Origin of the sequence: Pseudoalteromonas sp. NCCP-2140, from assembly GCF_023708065.1 — a bacterium.
Taxonomy (GTDB): domain Bacteria; phylum Pseudomonadota; class Gammaproteobacteria; order Enterobacterales; family Alteromonadaceae; genus Pseudoalteromonas.
Genome location: NZ_BRCZ01000004.1, coordinates 1 through 24277, shown reverse-complemented (window position 1 = coordinate 24277; position 24277 = coordinate 1). Strand labels below are relative to the sequence as shown.

23 protein-coding genes and 1 pseudogene are annotated in these 24277 nt (G+C 41.0%); 11 read left to right on the top strand and 13 right to left on the bottom strand.

Going from position 1 to position 24277, the window contains the following annotated elements; all coding sequences use genetic code 11:
* Positions 1-54: 54 nt before the first annotated feature.
* Together der and NFU46_RS09335 are read left to right on the top strand one after the other, a co-directional pair.
* Positions 55-1524 (top strand): ribosome biogenesis GTPase Der, encoded by a 1470-nt coding sequence (gene der / locus NFU46_RS09340; RefSeq protein WP_054553521.1) that lies wholly within the window; start codon positions 55-57, stop codon positions 1522-1524.
* 113 nt (positions 1525-1637) lie between these two features.
* Entirely contained in the window at positions 1638-2018 is a 381-nt protein-coding gene (locus NFU46_RS09335) for a VOC family protein (protein ID WP_251601347.1), read from the top strand.
* Here the strand turns inward: NFU46_RS09335 and NFU46_RS09330 are convergent.
* Positions 2015-2455 (bottom strand): MarR family winged helix-turn-helix transcriptional regulator, encoded by a 441-nt coding sequence (locus NFU46_RS09330; RefSeq protein WP_175079516.1) that lies wholly within the window; start codon positions 2453-2455, stop codon positions 2015-2017. The genes NFU46_RS09335 and NFU46_RS09330 overlap by 4 nt on opposite strands.
* 181 nt (positions 2456-2636) lie before the next feature.
* Between NFU46_RS09330 and NFU46_RS09325 the strand changes: the two genes are divergently transcribed.
* Entirely contained in the window at positions 2637-3635 is a 999-nt protein-coding gene (locus tag NFU46_RS09325) for an NADP-dependent oxidoreductase (protein WP_251601345.1), read from the top strand.
* Positions 3636-3687: 52 nt separating this feature from the next.
* Here the strand turns inward: NFU46_RS09325 and NFU46_RS09320 are convergent, their stop codons facing one another.
* Positions 3688-4203 (bottom strand): zf-TFIIB domain-containing protein, encoded by a 516-nt coding sequence (locus NFU46_RS09320; protein ID WP_062565869.1) that lies wholly within the window; start codon positions 4201-4203, stop codon positions 3688-3690.
* Positions 4204-4223: 20 nt separating this feature from the next.
* Positions 4224-4811 (bottom strand): DUF4202 domain-containing protein, encoded by a 588-nt coding sequence (locus NFU46_RS09315; protein ID WP_251601343.1) that lies wholly within the window; start codon positions 4809-4811, stop codon positions 4224-4226.
* Between the two features lie 276 nt (positions 4812-5087).
* Here NFU46_RS09315 and NFU46_RS09310 point away from each other — a divergent pair, with 276 nt between their 5' ends.
* A complete protein-coding gene (locus tag NFU46_RS09310) occupies positions 5088-7496 on the top strand; it encodes a bifunctional diguanylate cyclase/phosphodiesterase (RefSeq protein ID WP_251601341.1) in 2409 nt (802 codons plus the stop codon).
* Here the strand turns inward: NFU46_RS09310 and NFU46_RS09305 are convergent.
* Entirely contained in the window at positions 7471-7935 is a 465-nt protein-coding gene (locus NFU46_RS09305; RefSeq protein ID WP_251601339.1) for a thioredoxin, read from the bottom strand. The genes NFU46_RS09310 and NFU46_RS09305 overlap by 26 nt on opposite strands.
* Positions 7936-8091: 156 nt before the next feature.
* Between NFU46_RS09305 and NFU46_RS09300 the strand changes: the two genes are divergently transcribed.
* From NFU46_RS09300 to NFU46_RS09290, 3 genes are all read left to right on the top strand, one after another.
* A complete protein-coding gene (locus NFU46_RS09300; protein ID WP_251601337.1) occupies positions 8092-8658 on the top strand; it encodes a DUF3365 domain-containing protein in 567 nt (188 codons plus the stop codon).
* A 44-nt stretch (positions 8659-8702) separates the two neighbouring features.
* Positions 8703-10724, top strand: a complete 2022-nt coding sequence (locus tag NFU46_RS09295; protein WP_251601334.1) for a diguanylate cyclase domain-containing protein — start codon at positions 8703-8705, stop codon at positions 10722-10724.
* 92 nt (positions 10725-10816) lie between these two features.
* Positions 10817-11152, top strand: a complete 336-nt coding sequence (locus tag NFU46_RS09290; RefSeq protein ID WP_251601332.1) for a zinc ribbon domain-containing protein YjdM — start codon at positions 10817-10819, stop codon at positions 11150-11152.
* A 67-nt stretch (positions 11153-11219) separates the two neighbouring features.
* Here NFU46_RS09290 and NFU46_RS09285 read toward each other — a convergent pair whose 3' ends face one another.
* Positions 11220-11516, bottom strand: coding sequence for a hypothetical protein (locus NFU46_RS09285; RefSeq protein WP_251601330.1), 297 nt, complete (start codon positions 11514-11516; stop codon positions 11220-11222).
* 310 nt (positions 11517-11826) lie between these two features.
* Positions 11827-12807 (bottom strand): hypothetical protein, encoded by a 981-nt coding sequence (locus NFU46_RS09280; protein ID WP_251601329.1) that lies wholly within the window; start codon positions 12805-12807, stop codon positions 11827-11829.
* Positions 12808-13029: 222 nt separating this feature from the next.
* Between NFU46_RS09280 and NFU46_RS09275 the strand changes: the two genes are divergently transcribed.
* Positions 13030-14100: a DUF1214 domain-containing protein gene (locus NFU46_RS09275; protein WP_250660792.1), complete on the top strand. Its 1071-nt coding sequence runs from the start codon at positions 13030-13032 to the stop codon at positions 14098-14100.
* A 164-nt stretch (positions 14101-14264) separates the two neighbouring features.
* Positions 14265-15023, top strand: coding sequence for an AAA family ATPase (locus NFU46_RS09270; RefSeq protein ID WP_175082908.1), 759 nt, complete (start codon positions 14265-14267; stop codon positions 15021-15023).
* Positions 15024-15099: 76 nt separating this feature from the next.
* Here NFU46_RS09270 and arsJ read toward each other — a convergent pair whose 3' ends face one another.
* The 7 genes and pseudogenes from arsJ to NFU46_RS09235 all read right to left on the bottom strand — a co-directional run bounded on the left by arsJ (position 15100) and on the right by NFU46_RS09235 (position 21867).
* On the bottom strand, positions 15100-16308 hold the full coding sequence (gene arsJ, locus NFU46_RS09265) for an organoarsenical effux MFS transporter ArsJ (RefSeq protein ID WP_251601327.1): 1209 nt from the start codon (positions 16306-16308) through the stop codon (positions 15100-15102).
* Between the two features lie 5 nt (positions 16309-16313).
* Positions 16314-17324, bottom strand: coding sequence for an ArsJ-associated glyceraldehyde-3-phosphate dehydrogenase (locus tag NFU46_RS09260; protein ID WP_251601325.1), 1011 nt, complete (start codon positions 17322-17324; stop codon positions 16314-16316).
* Between the two features lie 2 nt (positions 17325-17326).
* Positions 17327-17827: a dual specificity protein phosphatase family protein gene (locus NFU46_RS09255; RefSeq protein WP_251601324.1), complete on the bottom strand. Its 501-nt coding sequence runs from the start codon at positions 17825-17827 to the stop codon at positions 17327-17329.
* 13 nt (positions 17828-17840) lie between these two features.
* Positions 17841-18862 (bottom strand): annotated as a pseudogene (arsB, locus tag NFU46_RS09250) (ACR3 family arsenite efflux transporter).
* A 9-nt stretch (positions 18863-18871) separates the two neighbouring features.
* The gene (locus NFU46_RS09245) at positions 18872-19636 is read right to left on the bottom strand and encodes a metalloregulator ArsR/SmtB family transcription factor (RefSeq protein WP_285835535.1); all 765 of its coding nucleotides are present in this window, start codon (positions 19634-19636) and stop codon (positions 18872-18874) included.
* A gap of 146 nt (positions 19637-19782) precedes the next feature.
* The gene (locus tag NFU46_RS09240; protein WP_251601322.1) at positions 19783-20928 is read right to left on the bottom strand and encodes a serine hydrolase; all 1146 of its coding nucleotides are present in this window, start codon (positions 20926-20928) and stop codon (positions 19783-19785) included.
* A gap of 129 nt (positions 20929-21057) precedes the next feature.
* Positions 21058-21867 carry a sulfite exporter TauE/SafE family protein gene (locus NFU46_RS09235; RefSeq protein ID WP_251601320.1) on the bottom strand — a complete coding sequence of 270 codons (810 nt, stop codon included), beginning with the start codon at positions 21865-21867 and terminating at the stop codon, positions 21058-21060.
* A gap of 380 nt (positions 21868-22247) precedes the next feature.
* Between NFU46_RS09235 and NFU46_RS09230 the strand changes: the two genes are divergently transcribed.
* Together NFU46_RS09230 and NFU46_RS09225 are read left to right on the top strand one after the other, a co-directional pair.
* Positions 22248-23225: a DUF1852 domain-containing protein gene (locus NFU46_RS09230; RefSeq protein ID WP_251601318.1), complete on the top strand. Its 978-nt coding sequence runs from the start codon at positions 22248-22250 to the stop codon at positions 23223-23225.
* A gap of 11 nt (positions 23226-23236) precedes the next feature.
* Positions 23237-24274, top strand: coding sequence for a methionine synthase (locus tag NFU46_RS09225; protein WP_251601316.1), 1038 nt, complete (start codon positions 23237-23239; stop codon positions 24272-24274).
* Positions 24275-24277 lie beyond the last annotated feature (3 nt).

Here is a 24277-nt window from a genome sequence, read left to right as displayed (position 1 = left end):
TTTTCTAAGGCTTCGCTTGGCGAAGCCTTTTGTTGTTTTTTTAAGAGGTAGTTTATGCTTCCCGTGATCGCTCTTGTTGGGCGACCCAATGTGGGCAAATCCACATTATTTAACCGTTTAACACGTACTCGTGACGCCCTCGTAGCCGACTTTCCAGGCTTAACACGAGATAGAAAATATGGCCAAGCTGATTACGATGGCTATGAATTTATCGTGGTAGACACGGGTGGTATTGACGGTTCTGAGCAAGGTATCGAAACCGAAATGGCTGAGCAATCGCTACTAGCGATTGAAGAAGCCGATATCGTATTATTTTTAGTTGATGCCCGCGCAGGTATGACCGCCGCAGACCAAGCGATTGCTAACCACCTTCGTAAACAACAAAAGAAATGTTTTGTTGTGGCAAACAAAGTGGATGGTATTGATGCAGACTCATACTGTGCTGAGTTCTATCAGTTAAGCTTAGGCGACGTACATCACATTGCAGCGGCTCACGGCCGTGGTATCACGCAATTACTTGAAACAACTCTACAGCCTGTTATTGCAGAACTTGCAGGCGAAGCTGAAGAGCTTGAAGAAAGTGATGACGAATTGGTTGATCTTTACAGCGAAGATGAAGAAGGCGAAGACAACCAGCAAGCCTTTGCTGACAAGCCAGTAAAGCTTGCTATTATCGGTCGCCCTAACGTTGGTAAGTCAACACTTACAAACCGTATCTTAGGTGAAGAACGTGTAATCGTTTACGATATGCCGGGTACAACCCGTGACTCTATCTATATTCCGATGACACGTAACGACAAAGAGTACATTCTTATTGATACTGCGGGTGTTCGTAAGCGTAAGAAAGTAAGCGATGTTGTAGAAAAATTCTCTGTGATCAAAACCCTTAAAGCGATTGAAGACGCTAACGTGGTATTGCTTGTGGTTGATGCTCGCGAAGGTATTTCTGATCAAGACTTAAGCTTACTTGGTTTTGCCTTAAACGCAGGTCGTTCATTGGTTGTTGCTGTTAACAAATGGGACGGCCTTGACGATTACGTTAAAGAACGTATTAAGTCAGAGCTTGACCGTCGTTTAGGTTTCATCGATTTCGCACGTTTGCACTTTATCTCTGCTTTACACGGCACAGGTGTGGGTCACCTATTTGAGTCAGTAGACGAAGCGTACGAATCAGCAACTAAGCGTATTAGCACAGCGATGCTGCGTCGTATCATGGATATGGCACAAGCTGATCACCAACCGCCACTTGTTCGTGGTCGTCGTGTGAAACTTAAATATGCTCACGCAGGTGGCTATAACCCACCACGTATCGTGATCCACGGTAACCAAGTTCATGATTTACCTGATAGCTACAAACGCTACCTAATGAACTACTACCGTAAAGCATTAGGTATTATGGGTACGCCAATCAAAATTGAATTTAGAGAAGGCGATAATCCATACGCGGGTCGCACTAATAAAGTGACTTTATCGCAAAAACGTAAAATTCGTGCATTTGCAAAAGAAAACCGCAACAAGTCGTAATTTCTACGTAAGTATTAAGTATTAAAAAAACCTTGTAAGTATGACTTACAAGGTTTTTTTATTGCTAAAACTATGCTTTATTTAATAAACGAACAATAAATAGAGCAGCATAAATGGTCTTTTTAAGTCAGGTTATTTACGTCGATAGCGTAGAAGAGGTACTCGACTTTTACTATCAAGCATTTGGTTTAAATACCAACCATATCAGTGACGATGCCGAGTACGGTGAACTTGTTACAGGATCAATTAAACTTGCTTTTGCAACCCACCCGCATGCGCAATCATACTTCAAGCAAGGGTATATTCGCGCCCATCCTAAGCAACCAGCTCTTGGTTTTGAGCTAAGATTCAGCTGCCATAATTTAGTCGAAAGTTACGATAAAGCTGTGCTTGCTGGTGCTGAGCCATTGTGCCCGCCAACTAAAAAAGACGCCCAGCATTATGCGTATGTTCGCGCTATTGAAGGCACTTTAGTGTGTTTAGTAGAAGATTAGCTTTTTGTAAGGTCCGTTTTTGTTAGGTCAGTATGCAGCTCAAGGGTTAACTCGCGTAATAACTCGATTCGCTCCAAACTCATATTTGAGCGTGCCATTAACTTAGCCGTTAATTCTTCAGCATCAACTTTAAGTTGCATGCCCTGCTCTGTTAACGAAATTACTTTTTTACGCTCATCTTCATTTGATACCTGACGAGTCAATAAACCTTTGCTTTCTAGGCGCTTAACTATTGGTGTTAAGGTGCCAGAGTCGAGGTGCGTGTCATGAGAAAGCGCTTTTAAGCTCACTTGGTTATTATACCAAAGAGAATGCATCACAATATATTGCGGATAGGTTAAGTCATAAGCTTCAAGGATTGGTCGAAACGCTCTGATCAACGCATTGGTTGCACTGTATAAAGTGAAACATACATTGTCTGATAACTTGTTGCTCATGCTGCTACCCTAAACTGAAATACAGCCATATTATTGCCTTAATTTAGTTTGCGCGCAAATTATTTTCCGACGATCTATTGCCTTTTATACTAAAGATCATTAAATTGATCGCAAATAGTTTGCGCGCAAATGTTTTGTGCAACTCATTAATTGATTCTAATCTAGCAGATTCGAGGTTTATATGGCGACAAGTCAACAAATTCATTTAGTTTCACGCCCAACGGGTGTACCAACACAGGCTAATTTTGCGCAGGTAGACGTAACACTTCCTGATTTGAACGACGGCGAAGTGTTAATTAAAAATACCTGGATGTCAGTTGACCCTTATATGCGCCCGCGCATGATTGATCGTAAATCATATATCGCGCCATTTAACTTAAACGAAGTGATGGAAGCCGGTGCTATCGGCGAAGTAATTGAATCACGCAATGATGACTTTCCTGTTGGGAGCAAAGTAAGTCATATTAGCGGCTGGCGTACCATGCACATTAGCGATGGCAGCGACTTAACGTTACTGCCAAACGTACCTTTACCAGACCAACTGTTTTTAAGTACTATGGGCATGACTGGGTTAACTGCATGGGCAGGTTTGACAAAGGTAATTAGCCTAAAAGAAACCGATACCGTGTTTGTTTCAGCTGCATCAGGCGCTGTAGGTAGCGTTGTTTGCCAAATTGCTAAGCTAAAAGGCTGTAAAGTGATTGCTTCGGTTGGCTCTGACGAAAAAGCACAAATGGTTAAAGCGTTGGGTGTTGATGCAGTAATTAATTACAAAACGGTAGCAAACCTAACAGAAGCCCTTGAACAAGCGGCACCACAAGGCATTGATGTGTACTTTGAAAACGTAGGTGGCGATCACCTTGAAGCCGCACTCAATGTAATGAATGATTACGGCCGTATTCCTGTATGTGGCATGATCTCAGGTTACAATAACGACACTGCACAGCCTGGGCCAAGCAACCTGTTTTATATCAACTCGAAAAAGCTCACCATGCAAGGCTTTATCGTGATTGATTATTTTGATCAGTTCCCTGAGTTTATTGAACAAATGGGCGCGTGGATCAGCGAAGGTAAAATTAAATCTGAAGAAACGGTATACCATGGCATCGAAAATGCCATTGATGCATTTCTTGGCCTGTTCGAAGGTAAAAATAAAGGAAAAATGCTAGTTAAGCTTTAACGCTTAGCATGCAAATAAAGCCTGTATCTTAGTTGGTACAGGCTTCTTATTTTCAGTCATTCAAAATCGATAAATACGCAAGTTCTGCTAGTTTCTCTAATGATGACGTTGCATTAGACTCAGGCTTTTCAGCATGAACTGAGTAGCGCCTTTTTGGGATCTTAACTTGAATAAAACCATGATTATTGGCCATATCAATACGCAGCATTTCACGTTCTTTTGGCGTTAAATGATTTTCATGGATCTTTTCAAGCTCACCATGATCAAGCCAAATAGCAGCACAATTTGGACATTCGTCTATTTCAACCACTTTTAGTGGGGTGAAAAAGCGTCGCATCATCACTACATCAGGGCAATTCGGACAATTAATTCGCTTTGCTAAATCAACACATTCTGTTGGCAGGGTTTGTAAATGAGCCACCAGCACTTGCGCGGGCTTTAAATTCGGATCGCTAAAGTGAAATATTTGTCGGTTATCAAAAAATACGCCACCGCTTTTTGATAAATACACGTTAACGTCGCCAATGCTCACTGCTTCAAGGGCTGTTTTAGTACGCGGGCAAAACATAGACCATCCTTGTTTTATAATTAATTTAGCGCTTTTGTAATTAACGGTTTAAGCGGCTCAGGTAAGCTGATGTTACCAGCTAATACAAAGTCATGTGCTTCATTTGACATTTTTTGCCATGTTTTACGAATAATACCCAGCCATTTTTGTTCATCGTAATCAGGCTTACTACTTGCAAAATCAAGCATGTAATGCTCAATAAAAACAAGGCTTGCAATGTCTTCAATCAATTGGCTATCGGGGTTTCGTTTTATGTTCTTTTTAGCAACGGCTGCGTATACGCGCTCACATTCTTGAGGTACATAACCCGCCGTTTTCATAAGGGCTGTTACACGCTGGGAATGAAAGTCATATAAAGCAGTACGCCATTGATAATAACCTTGTTTACCCATAGGAAAATCACTGCGAGGAGAGCGCCAACGCTCAATATGTTGGCCTCGCGCAGCAATATGCATCAACTCATCGGCTTGTGGGTTGAAACGGTTTAGCATGTCGGTCATACGCATTGCATATAAAGACTCTTTTGCTAGCTCTTGATCATCTTGTTTTACACGATTTGGATCGACAGCATTCGCTGCATCTATCGCTTTTATAACAGCTTGGTACATAGTGTTTAATCTTACTTGTGCTTGCAATTCATTGTATTTAGGTACAATTATTTTTTTAACTTGCTAAAAATTCAACTAAAACTCTAGCTCTTCGCTAGACAATCAGTTAACCCTAAACTAGTATTTTTAAAAACGAGCTTAGTACTTAAATACCCACTCAATTCAGGGACGCCATTGCGTAATATTACATATTTTTCGTTGTTATTTACTTCTTTTTTTCTCAGTTTCTGCTTGTTTTCGGCGATCGCACTAAAAGTGTTTTACGATAGACAAGAAATGCATGAGATTGAGCTAAGTGCAGCACTTAACAGTTACAGCAATAAACTTGAAAAAGCCCTCGATAACGCACTCCTTGGTCCTTACCTTGTTCGCGCCGCGATGCGTGACTTTACATACACACAAACTGAATTCGAAACCCTTGCCACTGAGATATTAACTCATAGTGATGGTAGCCAAACTATTCAACTCGCACCAAAAGGGGTAATTCAATACAGCTACCCGCTAACCAGTCACGAGAGTGTGATTGGTGTCGATTTATTTAAGATGCAAAGCATTCAAGAGTCTTTACAAACAGCCATTGATACGCAAAAAATGCGAATCGATGGACCTAAAGAGTTGGCTCAAGGTGGTCAAGGCTTAGTCGCTCGATTACCAATTTTTGATCAAAATGAGTTTTGGGGGTTTGCAATCGCGGTGCTGCGCTTTCCAGAATTTATTGCAAATTTGAGCCCTGAGAGCACCTCCCCCTCTCACCTCTATGAGGTTTGGCAAAAAACAGCGAATAACTACGTGCCGCTTTTAAATAACCACAGTTTTGAGCAAAGCCACTGGTCAACTTACAACCTCGATGTTGAAAATCAACATTGGGTTGTGGGTATTAAAGACGAGTTTGCTTATCGAGCGCATGTTGAATTTTTAGTATTACTACTCATAGCTCTGTTACTTTCATCAGTTAGCTGCTATTTGATTACGATTACTTGTCGGTTACGTGAGCATGAGCAAAACCTCGAAAAACTTGTGCAAAAGCAAACCTTAGAGCTGTCTGAACAGGCACTTGAATTAAAACAAGCTCAGTCACTCAGTGGCGTAGGCAGTTGGCATCTGTCGCCTGATAAAAGCATTAGGCAATTATCATCACAAGCTAAATCGCTATTCAAAGAACAAAGCAAAGCGCAATCAATTACTGATGTCTGTAAAAAAATCGATAGCTTTTATAAAAATTCGTTTTTAAATTTTATTCATACTAAGCCTAGTAGCCCAACTGAAATTGAGTACACGATTAAACTCAATGGAGAAAAACGCTGGTTTCATGAACACGCTGAATGGAACCCTAAAACCAACACCTTGGTTGGTACGATTAAAGACATAAGTACTGAAAAACAACGCCAACATGAGCTTTACCAGCAAGCACATTTTGACTCGATCACCGGCCTTGCCAATCGCCATTACAGCGAAAAATATATCGCTAGCTTATGCCCTGAAGACCAGTACAGTAGCGGCCTTACTTTATTGTGTGCCGAGATCAAAGGCTATCGTCAATTAGAAGATATTTACGGTCAAGATTACTTAAATGAACTACAGACAACGATAGCTAACCGGCTAATTGAATTTTCTGACTTACATCAAGCTTTTTGCGCTCATATAAAACCTGGCTGTTTTTTAATATTACTTAAAGAAGCCATTTTTGATGAAAAACTCGCCGCCCTATTAGATAAATTACAGCATCAGGTCGGCGGTATTATTGAAACCGCTGGTAGCGCTCATTTTTACCACTTATACATTGGCGTGGGTTATCCACACTTACAAAACATCGATGCGGCTGAGCAAATCAATACAGCTCTTATTGCGATGAATGAATGCCCCCGTACACAAAAACCATTTACTGTTTATAGCCAATCTCTGAAAGATAAGCTTATTGCACAAAGTAACCTCGAAAGTGATCTACGTCATGCGCTTGCGGCCAACGAACAGCTAAGTATGGTGTATCAGCCAATTGTAAACACTATAGATGGCACACTGATTGGCTGTGAAGCGCTTGTACGTTGGCAGCACCCTGTTCGAGGGTTTGTGTCACCAGTGGAGTTTATTACCATCGCTGAGCAATCAGAGCTCATTAATTTATTATCTCGTTGGATTGTTGCTAAGGTTGCTGAAGATTGCCACCGCATGGTTGAAAATAACATTCGTATTAAAGTGTCGATCAATCTCTCACGTAAACAGTTCTCTGATGTGCATTTAGTTAAACGACTGAGTAAAGAAAAAGCTAAGCTTTTTCCGGCTAATCAAAAAATTAATCTTGAGATCACCGAATCCGCCCTATTTCAAAATACCCAATACGCCATAAACCTAATGCATGAACTTAAATTAGCAGGTTTTAATTTATCACTTGATGACTTTGGAACGGGTTATTCATCACTGTCGTCGATTCAGCAGTTTCCGTTAGATAACGTTAAGATTGACCGTGCCTTTATTTGTAACTGCGTTGATAACCCACGAGATGGTTTATTTTTACAAACGATGAGTGATTTAGCCCATCAACTAGACTTAACGATTACCGCAGAAGGGGTCGAAAGCTCAGAGCAATGGCAGTTGGTGAGTGATAAAGGCATTGATTATATTCAAGGTTACTTAATATCAATGCCCTTATCTATTGATGATTTTATAGCGTTTGACCCGGTTGCGTAAGGTCCACTGCCAAGCTTTGTTTTGGCTTTTCGATCATACGGGAAAGCTCTTTTTCACCATCGCTGACAATAATGGTTGGTGTATACATTAAGTCGTGCTCTTTTGCTAACCCTGCAGGGTCTAGCTTGTCGTAGCCAACGGCCACTAATTTAAGTGAGCCTAACTGCACCTTCGCAGTATCGAGAAGCTTCAAAAATCGAGGCACTTCACGTTTTGAGTCATGACACCAAGTGCCCAAGAACACCAAAATCTGCTTACCTTGCAGTGCTTTTATCGTGGTTAACTCTTCTTTGCTCGGTGAGTATTCATCGTATTCTTCACTGAACGCAGAGTAGTCTTTAAGTAAGTCATCACGACTTATCTCTCCACTGTATGGAGCGGTACCTGCAAATGTCAGGGCAGAGAATAACAAAGCGGCGATATAAATTAGTTTTTTCATTTTTTTTGTTCTCAAGATATTTTCTTCACCTTAACCAATTTAGCAACAACACTCCAGCAGGCTTTGTGCAAAGAATCGTTATTTTTTGCAGGTTAAATTGGCATGTATAGTAAAAACAAACTACTATATTAGATATATCTAATATAAGGTTTTACTATGTTTTCCTTCAGAACAATTGTGATTTTTACTGCGTTACTTTCACCTAGTATTTATGCTGAAACAAAATCAGCGACTCTAGAAACTCAAGCAGCGGAGCGAGCAACTGAATTTGCCACTACGCTTAAATCAGCATTGGCAGCTGCAATCAAACAAGGTGGTTTAGTTGAAGGAATCAACGTGTGTAAAATGCAAGCTCCGGCCATTGCCGAGAGCTTATCAACTGATGGCTGGACGGTAGCACGTAAAAGCACTAAAAACCGTAATCCAAATAATAAACCCGATGAATGGGAAGCTGAAAAAATCGCTAAGCTACTCGATATGATCAGAAATACAGAAAGCATCGACAATGTGGCTTTTTCAACCAATAAAGATGGTCAATTTCGCTTTGCTAAAGCGATAAAAGTCGCGCCAGTTTGCCTCAATTGTCATGGCCAATCGATTGCGCCAGAAGTAAAGCAAGCACTTAGCGAACATTACCCAAATGATTTAGCTACAGGCTATCGGCTTGGTGATCTAAGAGGAATATTCTCTATTACCAAAACGCTCGAAACCACTGAAAAATAAAATAGTACTTCAAAACAATAAAAGACTAACAAAGCAGTAAGCCAATGAAGTTAACCTTTAAAAGCAAAGTATTTTTAGCATTAAGTGTTGCGATTTTAATCATCGACATTTGCTACATTTTGCTTAATTACACACTAGAAAAAGAAACACTCAACAAAAACCTAATAAACCAAGGCGAAAACCTCGAATCAAGTTATCAATTACTAATGTCGCAAGAGCAGGAAACCATGCTTGCCATTGCGACCTTTGTAGCAAACGATCCTGAAGTTGCAGAACTCTTTTATCAAGGTAAGCAAGCTATTGAACAGGAGGGTGGAGGCAAAGGAAAAGAACGCGCCGCCGCAATTCGCAAACAGCTATTCAATAAAGTCGCACCTGCTTGGCAAGAAGTACAAAATAGCTTTTCAGCCCGCCAGCTGCATTTTCATCTAGGGCCTGGCTCTACCAGCTTTTTACGAGTGCACAATGATAAAAAATATGGCGACACCATGCATGATATTCGACATATTATTGTTGATGCTAACCGCGATAAACACGCTCTTTCAGGGTTAGAAACGGGTCGAATTTACTCCGGTATCCGCGGTGTAGTGCCCGTCTACTTCACCGATAAAATTAATCAACAGCGTATTCATGTAGGCTCATTAGAAGTCGGCACCTCATTTGATTCACTGCTCGATACGCTCGACAATGAGTTTGATTTAGGTATTGCGGTATTATTTACAGCTGAACATATCGATAACTTACTTTGGGAAGATGCCAAAGCAAAACGTTTTGGCAGCAAACTGAATCAATGCAACTGCTATTTAGAAGCTATTTCCAGAGATAATGCAACCGACTTTATTACCTCAATAACCAGCGAAACTGTATATAACCAAACAACTGTAAAGCAAAGTGAAATAGCCGGTAAGCATTATGCGATTACCTATATTCCTGTACGCGATTATCTCGGGCACAAAGATCCAAGTCAGCCTGATATTGGTAACATCGTACTTTGGCGCAATATTGATGAGCAAATAAATGCCTTCAACGAATCCATGACTTACAACATTGCTTACGGAATTATTGGTTTTCTCTTGCTAGAAATACTTATTTATTTTGCTGTAAAACTCGCCGTGCGCTCACTAGAAAATGAAGTAAAGCATCAAGCAAACAAACTTTTAAAAAACAGCTGGGAGTTAAACCTTGCTGACAAGATAATCGAAAACCTGCGCGAAGGTATTATTATTACTGATGAAGATGCTGCCATCGTTCGAATAAACCAAGCCGTTGCTGATATCACAGGCTATAAAAAAGATGAGTTACTAGGTCAAAACCCAAATATATTAAGTTCTAACACCCAGCCGAATGAGTTTTATGAGTCTATGTGGCAACAACTAGATGATAAAGGCTATTGGCAAGGAGAAATTTGGAACCGCAGAAAAGACGGTGAGTTCTTCGCTGAGTCACTCACAATCACAGCCGTAAAAGACGAAAGTGCACAAGTTCGCAACTATGTTTCGGTATTTTCTGATGTAACACAGCAAGCCAAACAGCGCCAACATTTAGAAAAAGCAGCATTTTTCGATACCTTGACTGGGTTACCCAATCGTATGTTACTTGCCGATAGATTAGCCCAGGCAATTGAATTGGCAAAACGCAACAACAACTTAGTTGCTTGCGTATTTATAGACCTAGATAAATTTAAACCGGTTAATGACAGTTATGGTCATCAAGCTGGCGATCACCTTTTAGTGACCTTAGCCGCTCGTATGAGCACAATACTTCGTAAACAAGACACCCTAGCACGAATTGGCGGTGATGAGTTTGTTGCTGTGATTGGCAATCTCACAGAGCAAGAAGCTTGTTTAACCTTAATTGAACGATTAAACGCTGAAATTTTGAATCCGGTAAAATACCAAGACGACATGCTATGCGTATCAGCGAGCATTGGTATTTCATTTTATGACCCGATGCATGACATATCAGCTGAAACTTTGCAAAAACAAGCCGACAAAGCGATGTATAAAGCAAAAGAGCTGGGTCGTAATGGCTATCAAATTTTTACTGATAGCATGATGGATAACTAAATAAACGATGCGATCTCTTGTTCAACTTGGGGCTCGCATAGTTTACTCTTAGCCATTAAAATACCCTTTTAAAATCAACCATGGTGCCATTTATGTCTTTTCCTCCTTGCCCACAATGTAACTCTGAATACGTGTATGAAGATCAACACAATTTAGTATGCCCAGAATGCGCTCATGAGTGGGATCCTAATGCGGTTGATACCGATGATGTGATCAATGTGAAAGATGCTAACGGCACTTTATTAGCTGATGGCGACAAAGTGACTGTTGCGAAAGATTTAAAAATTAAAGGCAGCTCACAAGTGATTAAAATAGGCACCAAAGCTGTGGTCCGCCGCGTGTTAGATAAGAAAGACCACGAATTAGACTGTAAAGTTGATGGCGTTGGTGAAATGATGGTAACCGCTAAATTTGTTAAAAAAGCCTGATAGCATTATCAAAATTGTTATATATTGCTGTGAATAATTACACAGCAATTTCAATAAGCTAACTTTTTTAATAGCCAAACTTTTCAACAACAATCCCTGTTACTTCACAATGTTCGCAGCTCAACTGCCAGCCAGCAGCCCATGTGGTTGCGCTAATATCTCCTTTGCAAAGCGGGCAAACTTCGCCAGCAAAGGTACTGGGAGTAATATCTTTAGCTTGCTTAGAAAACGGTCTTAGAAACCATAGAATATTATCGTCGATACTGATGGTTAGATCGTGGCGTAACGTCTCGCAATAAGCATCAAACACTGCTTGTTTGTACTGTTTTTCGTGCTCAGCAGATTGACTGGCATAAACACTCAACGCATTTTCGATTTTTTTATACCAATTCGCTTAATTAAGTGGTCTATTTTGAGGCAATAAAACCTCGTTGATAGCAAGGCAAAAATTTCGTTATTTAGTTGTTCTAAATCAGAAATTTTTAACGCAGATAGCGACAGGTTTAATCCCTCAAAATGATTAAGTATTATTGCGGATTGGTATTATACGCTCGGGCCATGCTTGTGCGTCTATATTCGCTTTGCAATCTAGCAGCTCATCAAGAGTGTAACCTGCATAGTTTGGTTCAATCATAATTGCCATCCTTGCTTTGGGTTATTAATTCTTTGGGTATTCAGTTTTTTGAATACAATGTTCCATTTTGCTTTATTTGCAACAGCCATTGCTCAAATAAATTGTTCGCGATACTCAGCTCTTCATCTGTAAGTGTCGGGTATTGTCTTTGCTCAAACCACGCATAACGATTATACATATCGTTATTTTGCGTGATTTCCATAATGAGTCGATTTATAGCGTAGGCTTTTGCTGCACTATGCTCACCAACTTGTTCGCTGTAATACATGCTCGCTAAACTCATCAGCGCTTGTTCACTACCCTGCTTCGCTGCTTGCTCTAAAAATACGGTTTTACGCTCTTTAAAACTATCACGCTTTTTGATGAACTCTGCACGTGACAACTTCTCAGGAAATTGCGACTTCATGTAAAATTCGGGCGTTAGCCCAGCAAACGTTTGCTGCGCATAAGCGGAGCCATTTTCTGCAGCCTCTGCCAAATAACTGTAAAAAGAACGCCGCGTTGCTAAATCTAATCCTTGGCAATACTCATATTTATCTAAAACACGGCTTTGTATCTCGCCAGCATCACTAAACTCATAGATTTCAGCCAACTTTACTTCCAGGACCTGTTCATCTAAAGGCGCATTAAAACAATACTTAAGGTTTTGCGCGATGAGGTAGTTAGCCTCCACATCACCTTGCTGAGCACGTTGCTTTAGCTCTGTAAAATGGTCTAGAAACACGCCATCAAAACGCCAATTTGGCGTGTTTTTGATAATAAGTTCACGGCTGTCATTAACTTCACTCCCTTGCTCAGCTGATTCATCAGCTAACAAACTCGTTTCAAGCTTGGTAGCGGGCATGCTCACTTGTGCGTCAACTTGCTGCGTAGCTATTTTATTATTCGATAGTTCTGAACTGGTAGCTAATGAAGCAGTTTTTTGAGAGTCGTAACTGTTAATAAATATTACGCATACTAATGCCATAGCCACAGTTAAAAGTGGCTTTTTCCGTTGTCTAATAAAAGCATACCCAGACATAACAACCTACTTATCACTCTTGTTGCTAAGTAAGTTACAAGAAAACAATAATAAAAGCGAAGCTAAACTTCTAAATATGGCAGCCTAAAATCATGATGGCGATCAAACAAACTAACAACTTTGTACCCAAACATTGAGTTAAAGTTATTAACTTGCTAGATTATTTTTTGTTCGAAAAATAATCCCTTTACTTAAGTTTATGCAAAATATGGAGATCATCGAATGCGCCTCATACTCAATACATCGATGTTTATAATTGCCGGTCTTACCCTTGCTGGCTGTGGCGATAATAAAACAGAAACAACAAATTCTGAAGATATAAAAACTGCAAGTTCTACTATTAAAAGCACGCAAAAATTAGTCACTCCAGAAAACTACATAAGAGCTGAAGATGACTTTTCATTTTTCGACTTTCAACTAAGAGCAGGCGGTAAAATCAATGAGTTCTTTTACATCACTGAACCAACGCCACTGGATCAGCAAAGTGTAGTGAGAATGAATAAAGATACTCTGTATGCAGGCGCTGTAGTAGATACTGAAGGAGGTGCTACTGTAACAATTCCTGAGTTTCCTGATGATCGATATTTCTCGGTCTATGTTGTTGATAATGATCACTACGCAACAGCGGTATTTTATGAATCAGGAACCCATGCTTTACCTAACACAACAAAGTATCAGGCAGTTATTCAAAGGATCCAGCTTCTTGCTCCAAATGACCCTGCTGATGTTGCTCTTGTAAATGAATTACAAAAGAAAATTATCATTTCTACAAATAGTAATGACACTTTTCCAAAGCCTGACTGGGATAAGCCATCAATGCTTAAACTTCGCGCCGATTATGAAAAAGAGTTTCAAAAATTCGCACAATACGAAGCTGATTGGATGGGCAAAAAAGGAGAAGTTAACGAACAAAGCCGCCACTTAGCAGTGGCAGGTGCTTGGGGCCTATTTCCTGAAAAAGACGCTGTTTATATAAACTATACAGGCCCTGCCGATCCAAGTAAGTGCTATTCTGCAACATACGAAGTACCTGATAATGATGCGTTTTGGTCTATTACTGTTTATGGTGATGATGGCTTCATGAAATCAACGAACAACATAATTAATGATCGTAATGTTACCCTAAACGAAAATGGAACATTCACCGCATTTTTCGGCTCAGAACAAGCTTGTGGCGATCAAGCTAATAGAGCTGATATTACTCAAGGCTGGAACTTTCTCATGCGAGTTTACAGGCCTGGCGAAAGTATTTTAGACAGAACATATAAGCTACCTGAAGTCACAGAAATTTAAATTACTATCTTGAGCCTGAATAATGAACTTTAGGCTCATTACAGCCATTTTCACTGCTTAACTGCGGTTTCGCTTCGTTTGCTTTAAACAGGTGAAAACTTAAAGTTAGAAAGTTACCAGAGCCTATTAAGGGGTCTAGTTCGTCTTTATTAGGAATATTGTGTATGGACGCATTACCGTATCTACAAAAGGTGACACTTAAACGAGATCACGTTTTCTCTTTTGATACATATCCATTCTCTATTCCTGCGGTTAATCAGCTCTTTGAAATAGACTTTTCGAAACATGTAACAATATTTGTAGGTGAAAATGGTTCTGGGAAATCGACTCTTTTAGAAGCAATTGCTATCGGGTTGGGTTTTAACGCCGAAGGTGGCTCTAAAAACTTTAACTTTCAAACTCAGCAATCGCATTCAGAGCTTCATAAGTACTTGCTACTCTCAAAATCGTTTAAGAGATACAAAGATGGTTTTTTCTTGCGAGCAGAAAGCTTCTATAACGTTGCATCAAACATTGATGACTTAGATATGGGATTTTCTGGGGAGCCTAAACTGATAGATGCCTATGGTGGTACATCCCTTCATCACCAATCACATGGCGAATCTTTTTTAGCGCTAATGGTAAACCGTTTTTCCGGTAATGGGCTTTACATTTTAGATGAGCCTGAGGCCGCACTTTCTCCTTCTAGGCAGTTGGCAGTTTTAAGTCGCATGTTTCAACTAATTGAACAAAACTCTCAGTTCATTATTGCCACACACTCACCAATTTTAATGGCGTACCCAGGCGCAAGGATCTACCAAGTGGGAGCACAAGGTATTGAACAGATAAATTATGAGGATACTGAACATTACCAAATTACAAAGGCATTTTTAAACAACCCACAGCCAATGCTCGAAGAGCTTTTCAAGCCTGAAGGTGACTGATTTTATTATTTCTGATGCTATGCATGAACAAAGGTAAGCAAGAAGGCTTACTTTTGTAGGGCGTGTTTAGATTTAACTAAATTTGTTTTGGTAATTTAGTCGAAATAAGAGCGGTAATAACAATAAATAACAGTGATATAGCCAAACAGGCTGCTAAGCCATACACCTGAAACACTAAGCCCGACAACACAGTACCAATTAAGCGTCCCATGGCATTGGCCATATAATAAAACCCGACATCGAGTGATACGCCATCGGCATCAGCCATGCTAACAATTAAGTAGCTGTGCAAAGATGAGTTAATCGCGAATAGCACACCAAATAACATCAGTCCGCCTATCAGCATTGGTTTTACTGCCCAGTCAAAACCAATAGCCAAGGCAATGGCTAAGGTGACTACAGCAAGCAAGGATGCCCACTTAACTGTTTCTGCGCTTGGTGATGTTTGCTTATTAAGCTTAATGATTTTAGGTGCAAAAGATTGCACAATCCCATAACCAATGATCCACGCAGCTATAAAAGCCCCCACTGTCCAATGATCCCAGCCAAAGGCTTGCGATAAAAACACCGGTAGTGCAACTACAAACCAAACATCACGCGCACCAAACAAAAACAACCTTGCTGCCGACAAGATATTGATTGAACTGCTTTTTGAAAATATCTCGTTAAACTTAGGTTTGTTTTTGGCTTTGCCTAAATCATTTTTAAGTGCATAAAGACTAAAACACCACACCACCAGCAAAGTAGCAGCCATGGTTAGCATGGCACCTTTAAACGATATTAATGTGAGAAGTAAGCCACCTAAAAAGAAGCCCACACCTTTTAATGCGTTTTTAGAGCCCGTAAGTATCGCCACCCATTTAAACAAGGTGCCTTCTTGGCCACTGGCAACCAGCATTTTAATTGAGCTTTTAGCGCTCATTTTATTGAGATCTTTTGCAATGCCCGACAGCGCCTGCGCTAACATCACATAGGCAACACTCAGCCATTCAGGAGGGACTGCCAGCATGAACAAGGCTACAACCTGTATGGCAAGGCCAATGTTCATGGTCTTGTTTAAACCAAGCCTTGCGCCTAAATAGCCGCCCACTAAGTTAGTGACAACACCAAAAATCTCATAAAACAAAAACAGCATGGCAATACTCAAAGGCGAGTAGCCAAGCGCATGAAAATGCAGTACCACCAGCATTCTCAATGCGCCATCTGTTAGCGTAAATGCCCAGTAATTCCCAGTGACAATTAAGTACTGCTTTATATCAGCGGGAAGATTAGCCAAACGCGTCATTGCTTTTAACCTTGTAGTGATCGCGCAACTTTACGGGCAAGTTCAGCGGTGCGGTTTGCATAACCCCATTCGTTATCGTACCAAACATACAGCTTAACTTGAGTCTCGTTCACAACCATGGTTGATAGCGCATCAACAATGCTTGAGCGTGGATCAGTTTTGTAATCGATAGAAACAAGTGGCTTTTCTTCATAGCCCAAAATGCCTTTTAGCTCACCTGCTGCGGCTTCTTGCATCCATTGGTTAATTTGCTCAGCGGTGGTTGGCTTTTCAACTTCAAACACACAGTCAGTGATTGATGCATTTGCTAAAGGCACACGAACTGCGTGGCCATTTAATTTGCCTTTAAGTTCAGGGAAAATATGTGTGATCGCCGTTGCAGAGCCGGTTGTAGTTGGAATTAAGCTCATGCCACATGCGCGAGCACGGCGTAAATCTTTATGCGGCGCATCTAAGATCGTTTGCGTATTCGTGATATCGTGAATAGTGGTCATTGAACCATGTTTGATACCAATTTTTTCTTGCAGAACTTTAACCACAGGCGCTAAACAGTTGGTAGTGCATGATGCTGCTGTAACAATATCGTGCTGATCTACGTCGTATAAATCATCGTTTACACCCATCACTATATTAAGCACACCGTCTTCTTTTACGGGGGCAGTAACAACGACTTTCTTCACACCTTGGTCAAGATAAGCCTGAAGTAGTGACTTTTCTTTCATCACGCCAGAGGCTTCAATAACAATATCGCAACCAGACCAATCAGTGTCTGCAATCGCTTTATTTTGTGTGACGTTAATCACCTGACCATCGATGATCACCGCGTTGTCGTTACTTTCAACCTCATGAGGCCAAATACCGTGTACCGAATCATACTTTAGTAAGTGAGCCAATGTAGCTGCATCACCCGCTGGGTCATTAATTTGCACAAACTCAACGTCGTCCCATGCAAACGCTGCTCTTAGCGATAAACGACCCATACGGCCAAAACCATTAATGCCTACTTTAATTGCCATTGTTAAGCTCCTACTTTTTGAAAGTTGTCGAAATATGAACGTTGTACTGGGTTATGCAACGATTTAGGGCGAATAGCCTGCACTTGATTAACTATGTCGTTTTTAGCATAGCCAAGCTCATGCATTAATAAACCAATAACTAAGCCTGTACGGCCTGAGCCGCCTTTACAGTGCACAGCCACACTACCACCGCTTTTTATGATGGCAAGAATCTCGTTAAGGTGTTTGTTGAAAGCTAAACTAAACGCTTCGCTTGGCGCGTCATCATCAACAATAGGTAATTGAAACCAGCTAAGACCGGCTTGCTCACATTCGATTGCAAGCTGCTGCGCCCCATTTTTAACAAGCTCTTCATCGTACATTAGAGTAATAATGGCTTTTGCACCTGCCGCTTTTAGATCAGCAACAGACTGTGATAAGCCAACGCCTTTTGTGCCAGGGCAAGGAGTAAAAATAAATGCCCCAGTTTCTAGCTGTAAAATATCAAATGGATGTGATTGCATTATGATTCCCCAATTACTCTTTAAACCAATGTGTTGTTTTATTAACGATTGCAACCAACGACAGCATTACAGGTACTTCGACCAACACCCCAACAACGGTTGCTAATGCTGCGCCCGAGTGCAAACCAAATAATGAAATAGCCACTGCGACCGCTAACTCAAAGAAGTTAGAAGTACCAATTAAACATGCTGGCCCGCAATGTTGTGCTTAAGCCTAAGCTTTAACGCAATGAAATAAGTGATTGCAAAAATACCGTAGGTTTGCAAAACAAGCGGGATGGCAATCAGTACAATGTTAAGCGGTTGGGCTAAAATCGTGTTCGCCTGAAACCCAAACAGCAAGACTACTGTGGCCAGTAAACCAATAACTGAGTAAGGTTTAATTTTCTCTAAAAATGACTGCACAGCAGCCTCATTTTGTGCTGAATTATTAAGAGCTTTTCGTGTTAAGACCCCGGCAACGAGTGGCAGCAATACATACAGCACAACCGAAATCATCAGTGTAAGCCAAGGCACATGAATATCAGATACACCCAGCAGTAAACCCGCAATTGGTGCAAAAGCAAAAATCATAATGATGTCGTTCACAGACACTTGCACTAAGGTATAATTTGCATCGCCTTTAGTCAGTTGTGACCACACAAACACCATTGCAGTACAAGGTGCAACACCAAGCAAAATCATCCCAGCAATATATTCTTGCGCCGTTTCAGGGCTAACGAGATCAGCAAATAACCCTTCAAAAAATAGCCAACCTAATGCGGCCATTGAAAACGGTTTGATAAGCCAGTTAATGATTAAAGTGAGCATCAGCCCTTTAGGATTCTTACCGACTTCTTTAATCGTTGAAAAATCAACTTGCACCATCATCGGGTATATCATTACCCAAATAAACAGTGCAACAACAATGTTTACATGGGCCACTTCGGCTTTTGCTATTAGCTCAAATAAAGGCGGAAACATCACCCCAAGCGCCACACCGATGGCGATAGCAGCAGCAACCCATACAGATAAATATCGTTCAAAAACACCCATTTTCAGTCCTTAATTGCAGCAACGAGCAACACGGGTTGGGCGATCATCCCCCATCGCATTTAGCCTTGCTAACTCGTTTTCTATGAAATTCGGTTCGTTTACCACGGTCGAGGTAATTGTTTGCTTCATCCACATAGGTAGAGTCGGGTTTAAAGAGTAAAACACCCACTGCTGGTGTTTTCTATCCGACAAAATGCCTTGTTTTTTAAGTTGCGCTAAATGCCTTGAAACCTTTGGCTGGCTCTGCTCATTAAGTGCCGTCATTAGTTCGCATACGCAAACCTCTTGCTCAACGGCGATAAGCAATAAGCTTTTTAAACGAATACCATCGGCAAGCGCTTTATAAAATGTGGTTGGCGAAATCGATGCTGGTTTTTCTTTGTTTTGGGATTGCACAAACTGTTTAATTCGCTCATTGAGCTCTTGCAAGGTTTTTTCAAAAGCGTGAGGTTCTGGGCGAGTTTTAGGATCGATAAAATCCCATGCAAGGCAATGTGTACCATCAACGCGGTTTGCACATTCTTTTGCTGCTTTGTCGCACAATGTAATTACATAATCAAAATGCAGGTTAGTTACATCATTTAAGTGCTTTGAGTGTAAGTCATCGGTTTTTAAGCCAAAATGCTCAATCGCCGCAAGCGTACGAGGGTCTACCGCATAAGGTTCAGTACCCGCACTAAACACCTCAAACTCACCTTTACCGTGATGTTTAAGCAACGCCTCAGCCATAATTGAACGGGCTGAATTTTCTGTACATAAAAAGAGAACTTTCACGACTCACTCCATAACAATTTAGTTATATAATATTTTTGTTATATGAAGTACGCAAGTCATTTATCTTCTATAATGACATGACTTAGCTAAAGTTGAACTAAGAAAGGATCTGGCGCATCTGTGCGCCAGCTTAGATTTTGGCGTGTTTAGAGTGCTGATTTTGCTTGTAAAATTAAATAGCCACTCATTACTTTTTCAAGCTGGGCGTAGTCTTTTTGCTGAGTAACAGCCTCTGCGACCACCACCTGCGTTGTTGGCTCATACATCACCAAAGTGCCCCAAAAGCCACCATGTTGATAAACCAAGGTGCCGTTATATTCTTTTGCAAATACACCTAAACGGTAAGGGCTATCTGCTGGTAAGCCTTTATCCGAGAGCATGAGTTTGAGCGTTTCTGGATGTTTGAAGACCTTACCTGAAAATAAAGCCTGATAAAATTTAGCCATACCGATTGGGCTGGCAACAAGCCCACCACCACCATATAAATCGACAGTTGGGCTCCAATTAAAAGTATCGGTGCCATGCAAGTATTGATGTACGCGTCGAGATTCATCCACGGCAAACGAATCACCACGTTCCCAGACCACATTTTCGATATGATTTTTATCGAAACTTAAGTATTGGCGAACCGCTTCAGGTAGCGGTAAATCTGTCACTCTTTCAATAATATGGCCGAGTAACACATAACCGGTATCTGAATATGAAAAACGTTCACCAGGTTTACCAACTGGGTCGCCCCACTCTACACACCCTTTAATTTGCTCGCGCATCGTAATATCTTGCTGCGGATTCGCCATTATGCCAGCTAAATACTGATCGCTTTGGCCGTGATCGTATAACCCTGCCGTGTGACTCAGCACTTGCTTAAGCGTCATTTTATCAAGGGCATAACCATCGCTTTCAAGAAGCGCATAAAAGTCATCAGAAATTAACTTATCGAGCGTTGTATCAAGGCTTAGTTTTCCTTCCTCGTGCAAACGTAGCACCGTTGCCGCAGTAAAGGTTTTGGTCACACTGGCAATTCTAAATAAACTATTTGGGTTAATAACTTGCGGCGCATTTTCTTTACTTTGCTTTACGGTTGAAAAAGCATGTCCATCATCAACAATCACATGAAGTGCAAAACCTGTAAGGGGAGCTTGTTGGTTTGCATTGAGAACTTGGCTCATTAAAGCATGGTGAGTTTCGAGTGGCTTTGTAGGCTCAGCAGTCACTGGCAAAGCCATTAGCGATAGAGCAACAAATAAAGAGCTTAGTGTTTTTTTACTCGCTTGAAAGCACCTGCGTTCCATAACATTTTCCTTAAAAAATAGTCCTTAATTAGCGCCTACAGCTTTCGAAAAAAGGCAGTTAAGCAGCCTAAAAACTGCTTAACTGACATTAACAAACGACTTTCGTGTTGTCGAATTAATACGTTAACACTATTTAGCTAGCATATTTACAGCCATAATAACCAACAGCCCCGCAAAGATCTTTTTGATGGTGGAGACAGGTAAATGATGCGTTGCTTTTGCACCTAATGGCGCGGTAAACCACGAAGTACACACAATGCCAAACAAGGCTGGCAAATAAACAAAACCAGCAAAGCCTTCTTTTAATGTAAAATACTGACTGCCAGAACTGATGTAACCCACTGAGCCAAATAGCGCAATGACAATACCGCACACCGAAGCACAGCCAATAGCTTTTTTCATATCGACCGAGAAAAACGTCAGTAACGGCACAAGTACTGCACCACCGCCAATGCCTATCATGGCAGAAAGACCCCCTGTGATGCTTGTATAAAATGTTAAAAGGCCTTTATTAGGTAGCGAGCATGTTGATTGGCTGTCGTTTTTACTGCTGAAAATCATTTTTAATGCAATAAGCACCACACTCACAGCGAATACAATTCGCACCACATTTGCGGGTAATAGCGAAGCCAAAAAGCCACTGATAAGTGCACCTAGTGCAACCCCAGTCATAACCCACGGAGCCAATTGCCAAGGCACATTACCATTTTTGTGGTGAGCGATAGCTGATGACGTTGAAGTAAAAAGAATTGAGGCAAGCGATGTAGCAATCGCCACCAGCACCACTTGCTCTTCGGGTAACACCTGAAAATGCAGCAAGATCATGCTTAAAATAGGCACAATTACTAGGCCTCCACCAATTCCTAATAGCCCAGCTAAAAAGCCCACTCCGCTACCAAGTATGGCGCAAGCAATAATAAGCAAGATTAATTCATTCATTATATTTGTCTGTGTTGTTGATTTAGGAAGACGAGTATAACAACAATAAAGTACGGGGTTGCTCTCAAAAGTCCTGTTAAGTATTGAATATTACTCACGTTTTATATGAAATTACTGCAACTCCAACAAATGAATTTAGAAATCCAGACGTCTAAAATAGCTTTAAAGTATTTTTTCACTATCCCTTCTTAAATGTTTTACTAAAACAGCAAATATTTATGAATCTGCCTCATGTTTTACCTGAAATAAAAACGTTTTTCTTCATGATCGTAAGAACGTATAAATTTATTACCGCTGCAGAGCAACCTAAGGTTAATGACCTAGCGATTTAAGGAAGGTGAGCAGCAATCATTTATTTCAGGACTTTTGGATACATTGCCATGAACAACGATTTCAGATTTACAATTAAAAGCATTTGCTTCGACGAAAATTATCATCCGTCAAATAGCACACGACTTACCACAAACTTTGCGAACCTAGCTCGTGGTGAAAGTCGCCAGCAGAATTTACGTAACGCATTAAAAATGATTGATAGTCGCTTTAATGCGCTAGCAAACTGGGATAACCCGCAAGGCAACCGCTACTCAGTAGAGCTTGAGATCATTTCTGTTGATTTAGAAATTGCACAAAGCGCAGAGGCATTCCCGTCAATTGAAGTACTAAAAACGAATATCATTGATCACCAAACTAATGAACGTATCGAAGGTATTGTTGGTAATAACTTTTCATCTTACGTGCGCGATTATGATTTTAGTGTACTGCTGCTTGATCATAACAAAGCGAAAAACGAATTTAGCATTCCCGAAAACTTTGGTGACTTACACGGTAAACTCTTTAAATACTTTATTGACTCAGAGACTTACAAACAGCACTTTAAAAAACCACCGGTTATTTGTTTAAGCGTGTCTGATAACAAAACGTACCATCGCACAGAAAACCAACACCCAATTTTAGGTGCTGAGTACCAACCAAATGAGTCGTCATTAACCGAGCAATACTTTAAAAAAATGGGCTTGCAGGTACGCTATTTTATGCCACCAAACACAGTTGCTCCGCTGGCGTTTTATTTCTTTGGTGACTTGCTGAACGATTACACCAACTTAGAGTTGATCAGCACGATTAGCACCATGGAAACATTCCAGAAAATCTATCGTCCAGAAATTTATAATGCCAATGCCGTGGCGGGTAGTTGCTATCAACCAAATTTAAGAAACGCCGATCACTCGATCACGCAAATTGTTTACGACCGTGAAGAGCGCAGCCAACTTGCGATTGCACAAGGTAAATTTACTGAGCAGCACTTTATTAAGCCTTATCAATCAGTGCTTGAGAAATGGTCTGCTAACTACGCGATTTAAAGAGAGTAAAAATGAGAAAGTTATTACCCACATCGACAGCTGGCAGCTTACCAAAACCTGCTTGGCTTGCTGAGCCTGAAACCTTATGGTCGCCTTGGAAATTGCAAGGCGCAGGGCTTATCGACGGCAAACAAGACGCGCTGCGTGTTGCCTTACAAGAGCAACAACAAGCTGGCGTTGATATCGTGAGCGACGGCGAGCAAACCCGCCAGCACTTTGTAACGACCTTTATCGAACACTTAAATGGCGTTGATTTTGAGAACCGTAAAACAGTGACCATTCGTAATCGCTACGAAGCCAGTGTACCAAGTGTGATTGGCCCGGTGTCACGCAGCAAACCCGTGTTTGTTGAAGACGCCAAGTTTTTACGTTCGCAAACCAAGCAACCTATAAAATGGGCGTTGCCAGGGCCTATGACCATGATCGACACCTTGTATGACGCCCACTATCAAAGCCGTGAACAACTGGCGTGGGAATTTGCCAAAATCCTCAATCAAGAAGCGAAAGAGCTCGAAGCTGCAGGTGTTGATATTATTCAATTTGATGAGCCTGCGTTTAATGTGTTCTTCGATGATGTAAATGACTGGGGCATTAAGTGCCTAGAAAGAGCAATCGAAGGCTTAAAGTGCGAAACTGCTGTGCACATTTGCTACGGCTATGGCATCAAAGCTAACACTGATTGGAAACAAACACTGGGCAATGAATGGCGTCAATATGAAGAAGTATTCCCAAAACTTCAAAAGTCGAATATCGATATTATTTCACTGGAGTGTCACAACTCTCGCGTGCCCATTGAGCTATTAGCACTCATACGCGGCAAAAAAGTGATGGTTGGTGCCATTGATGTAGCAAGCAATGAAATTGAAACCCCTGATGAGGTAGCACAGACATTACGCGAAGCCCTGAAATATGTTGATGCCGACAAGCTCTACCCATGCACAAATTGCGGTATGGCGCCCCTCCCTCGCCACATAGCAAGCGCCAAGCTCAATGCGCTAAGTAAAGGCTCAGAGATTGTGAGGGGAGAGGTTTTAGGGGCTAGGGGCTAGGGG

Excerpts from the sequence above, each read along its gene's own strand:
- arsJ (WP_251601327.1), bottom strand. The coding sequence starts at position 16,308 with ATGACGCGTTTGGCTAATCTTCCCGCTGATATAAAGCAGTACTTAATT.
- NFU46_RS09295 (WP_251601334.1), top strand. The coding sequence starts at position 8,703 with ATGAAGTTAACCTTTAAAAGCAAAGTATTTTTAGCATTAAGTGTTGCG.
- NFU46_RS09305 (WP_251601339.1), bottom strand. The coding sequence starts at position 7,935 with ATGAAAAAACTAATTTATATCGCCGCTTTGTTATTCTCTGCCCTGACA.
- NFU46_RS09325 (WP_251601345.1), top strand. The coding sequence starts at position 2,637 with ATGGCGACAAGTCAACAAATTCATTTAGTTTCACGCCCAACGGGTGTA.
- NFU46_RS09310 (WP_251601341.1), top strand. The coding sequence starts at position 5,088 with ATGCATGAGATTGAGCTAAGTGCAGCACTTAACAGTTACAGCAATAAA.
- NFU46_RS09275 (WP_250660792.1), top strand. The coding sequence starts at position 13,030 with ATGCGCCTCATACTCAATACATCGATGTTTATAATTGCCGGTCTTACC.
- NFU46_RS09280 (WP_251601329.1), bottom strand. The coding sequence starts at position 12,807 with ATGTCTGGGTATGCTTTTATTAGACAACGGAAAAAGCCACTTTTAACT.
- NFU46_RS09225 (WP_251601316.1), top strand. The coding sequence starts at position 23,237 with ATGAGAAAGTTATTACCCACATCGACAGCTGGCAGCTTACCAAAACCT.
- NFU46_RS09260 (WP_251601325.1), bottom strand. The coding sequence starts at position 17,324 with ATGGCAATTAAAGTAGGCATTAATGGTTTTGGCCGTATGGGTCGTTTA.
- NFU46_RS09230 (WP_251601318.1), top strand. The coding sequence starts at position 22,248 with ATGAACAACGATTTCAGATTTACAATTAAAAGCATTTGCTTCGACGAA.
- NFU46_RS09330 (WP_175079516.1), bottom strand. The coding sequence starts at position 2,455 with ATGAGCAACAAGTTATCAGACAATGTATGTTTCACTTTATACAGTGCA.
- NFU46_RS09240 (WP_251601322.1), bottom strand. The coding sequence starts at position 20,928 with ATGGAACGCAGGTGCTTTCAAGCGAGTAAAAAAACACTAAGCTCTTTA.
- der (WP_054553521.1), top strand. The coding sequence starts at position 55 with ATGCTTCCCGTGATCGCTCTTGTTGGGCGACCCAATGTGGGCAAATCC.
- NFU46_RS09315 (WP_251601343.1), bottom strand. The coding sequence starts at position 4,811 with ATGTACCAAGCTGTTATAAAAGCGATAGATGCAGCGAATGCTGTCGAT.
- NFU46_RS09320 (WP_062565869.1), bottom strand. The coding sequence starts at position 4,203 with ATGTTTTGCCCGCGTACTAAAACAGCCCTTGAAGCAGTGAGCATTGGC.
- NFU46_RS09255 (WP_251601324.1), bottom strand. The coding sequence starts at position 17,827 with ATGCAATCACATCCATTTGATATTTTACAGCTAGAAACTGGGGCATTT.
- NFU46_RS09300 (WP_251601337.1), top strand. The coding sequence starts at position 8,092 with ATGTTTTCCTTCAGAACAATTGTGATTTTTACTGCGTTACTTTCACCT.
- NFU46_RS09235 (WP_251601320.1), bottom strand. The coding sequence starts at position 21,867 with ATGAATGAATTAATCTTGCTTATTATTGCTTGCGCCATACTTGGTAGC.
- NFU46_RS09290 (WP_251601332.1), top strand. The coding sequence starts at position 10,817 with ATGTCTTTTCCTCCTTGCCCACAATGTAACTCTGAATACGTGTATGAA.
- NFU46_RS09270 (WP_175082908.1), top strand. The coding sequence starts at position 14,265 with ATGGACGCATTACCGTATCTACAAAAGGTGACACTTAAACGAGATCAC.
- NFU46_RS09335 (WP_251601347.1), top strand. The coding sequence starts at position 1,638 with ATGGTCTTTTTAAGTCAGGTTATTTACGTCGATAGCGTAGAAGAGGTA.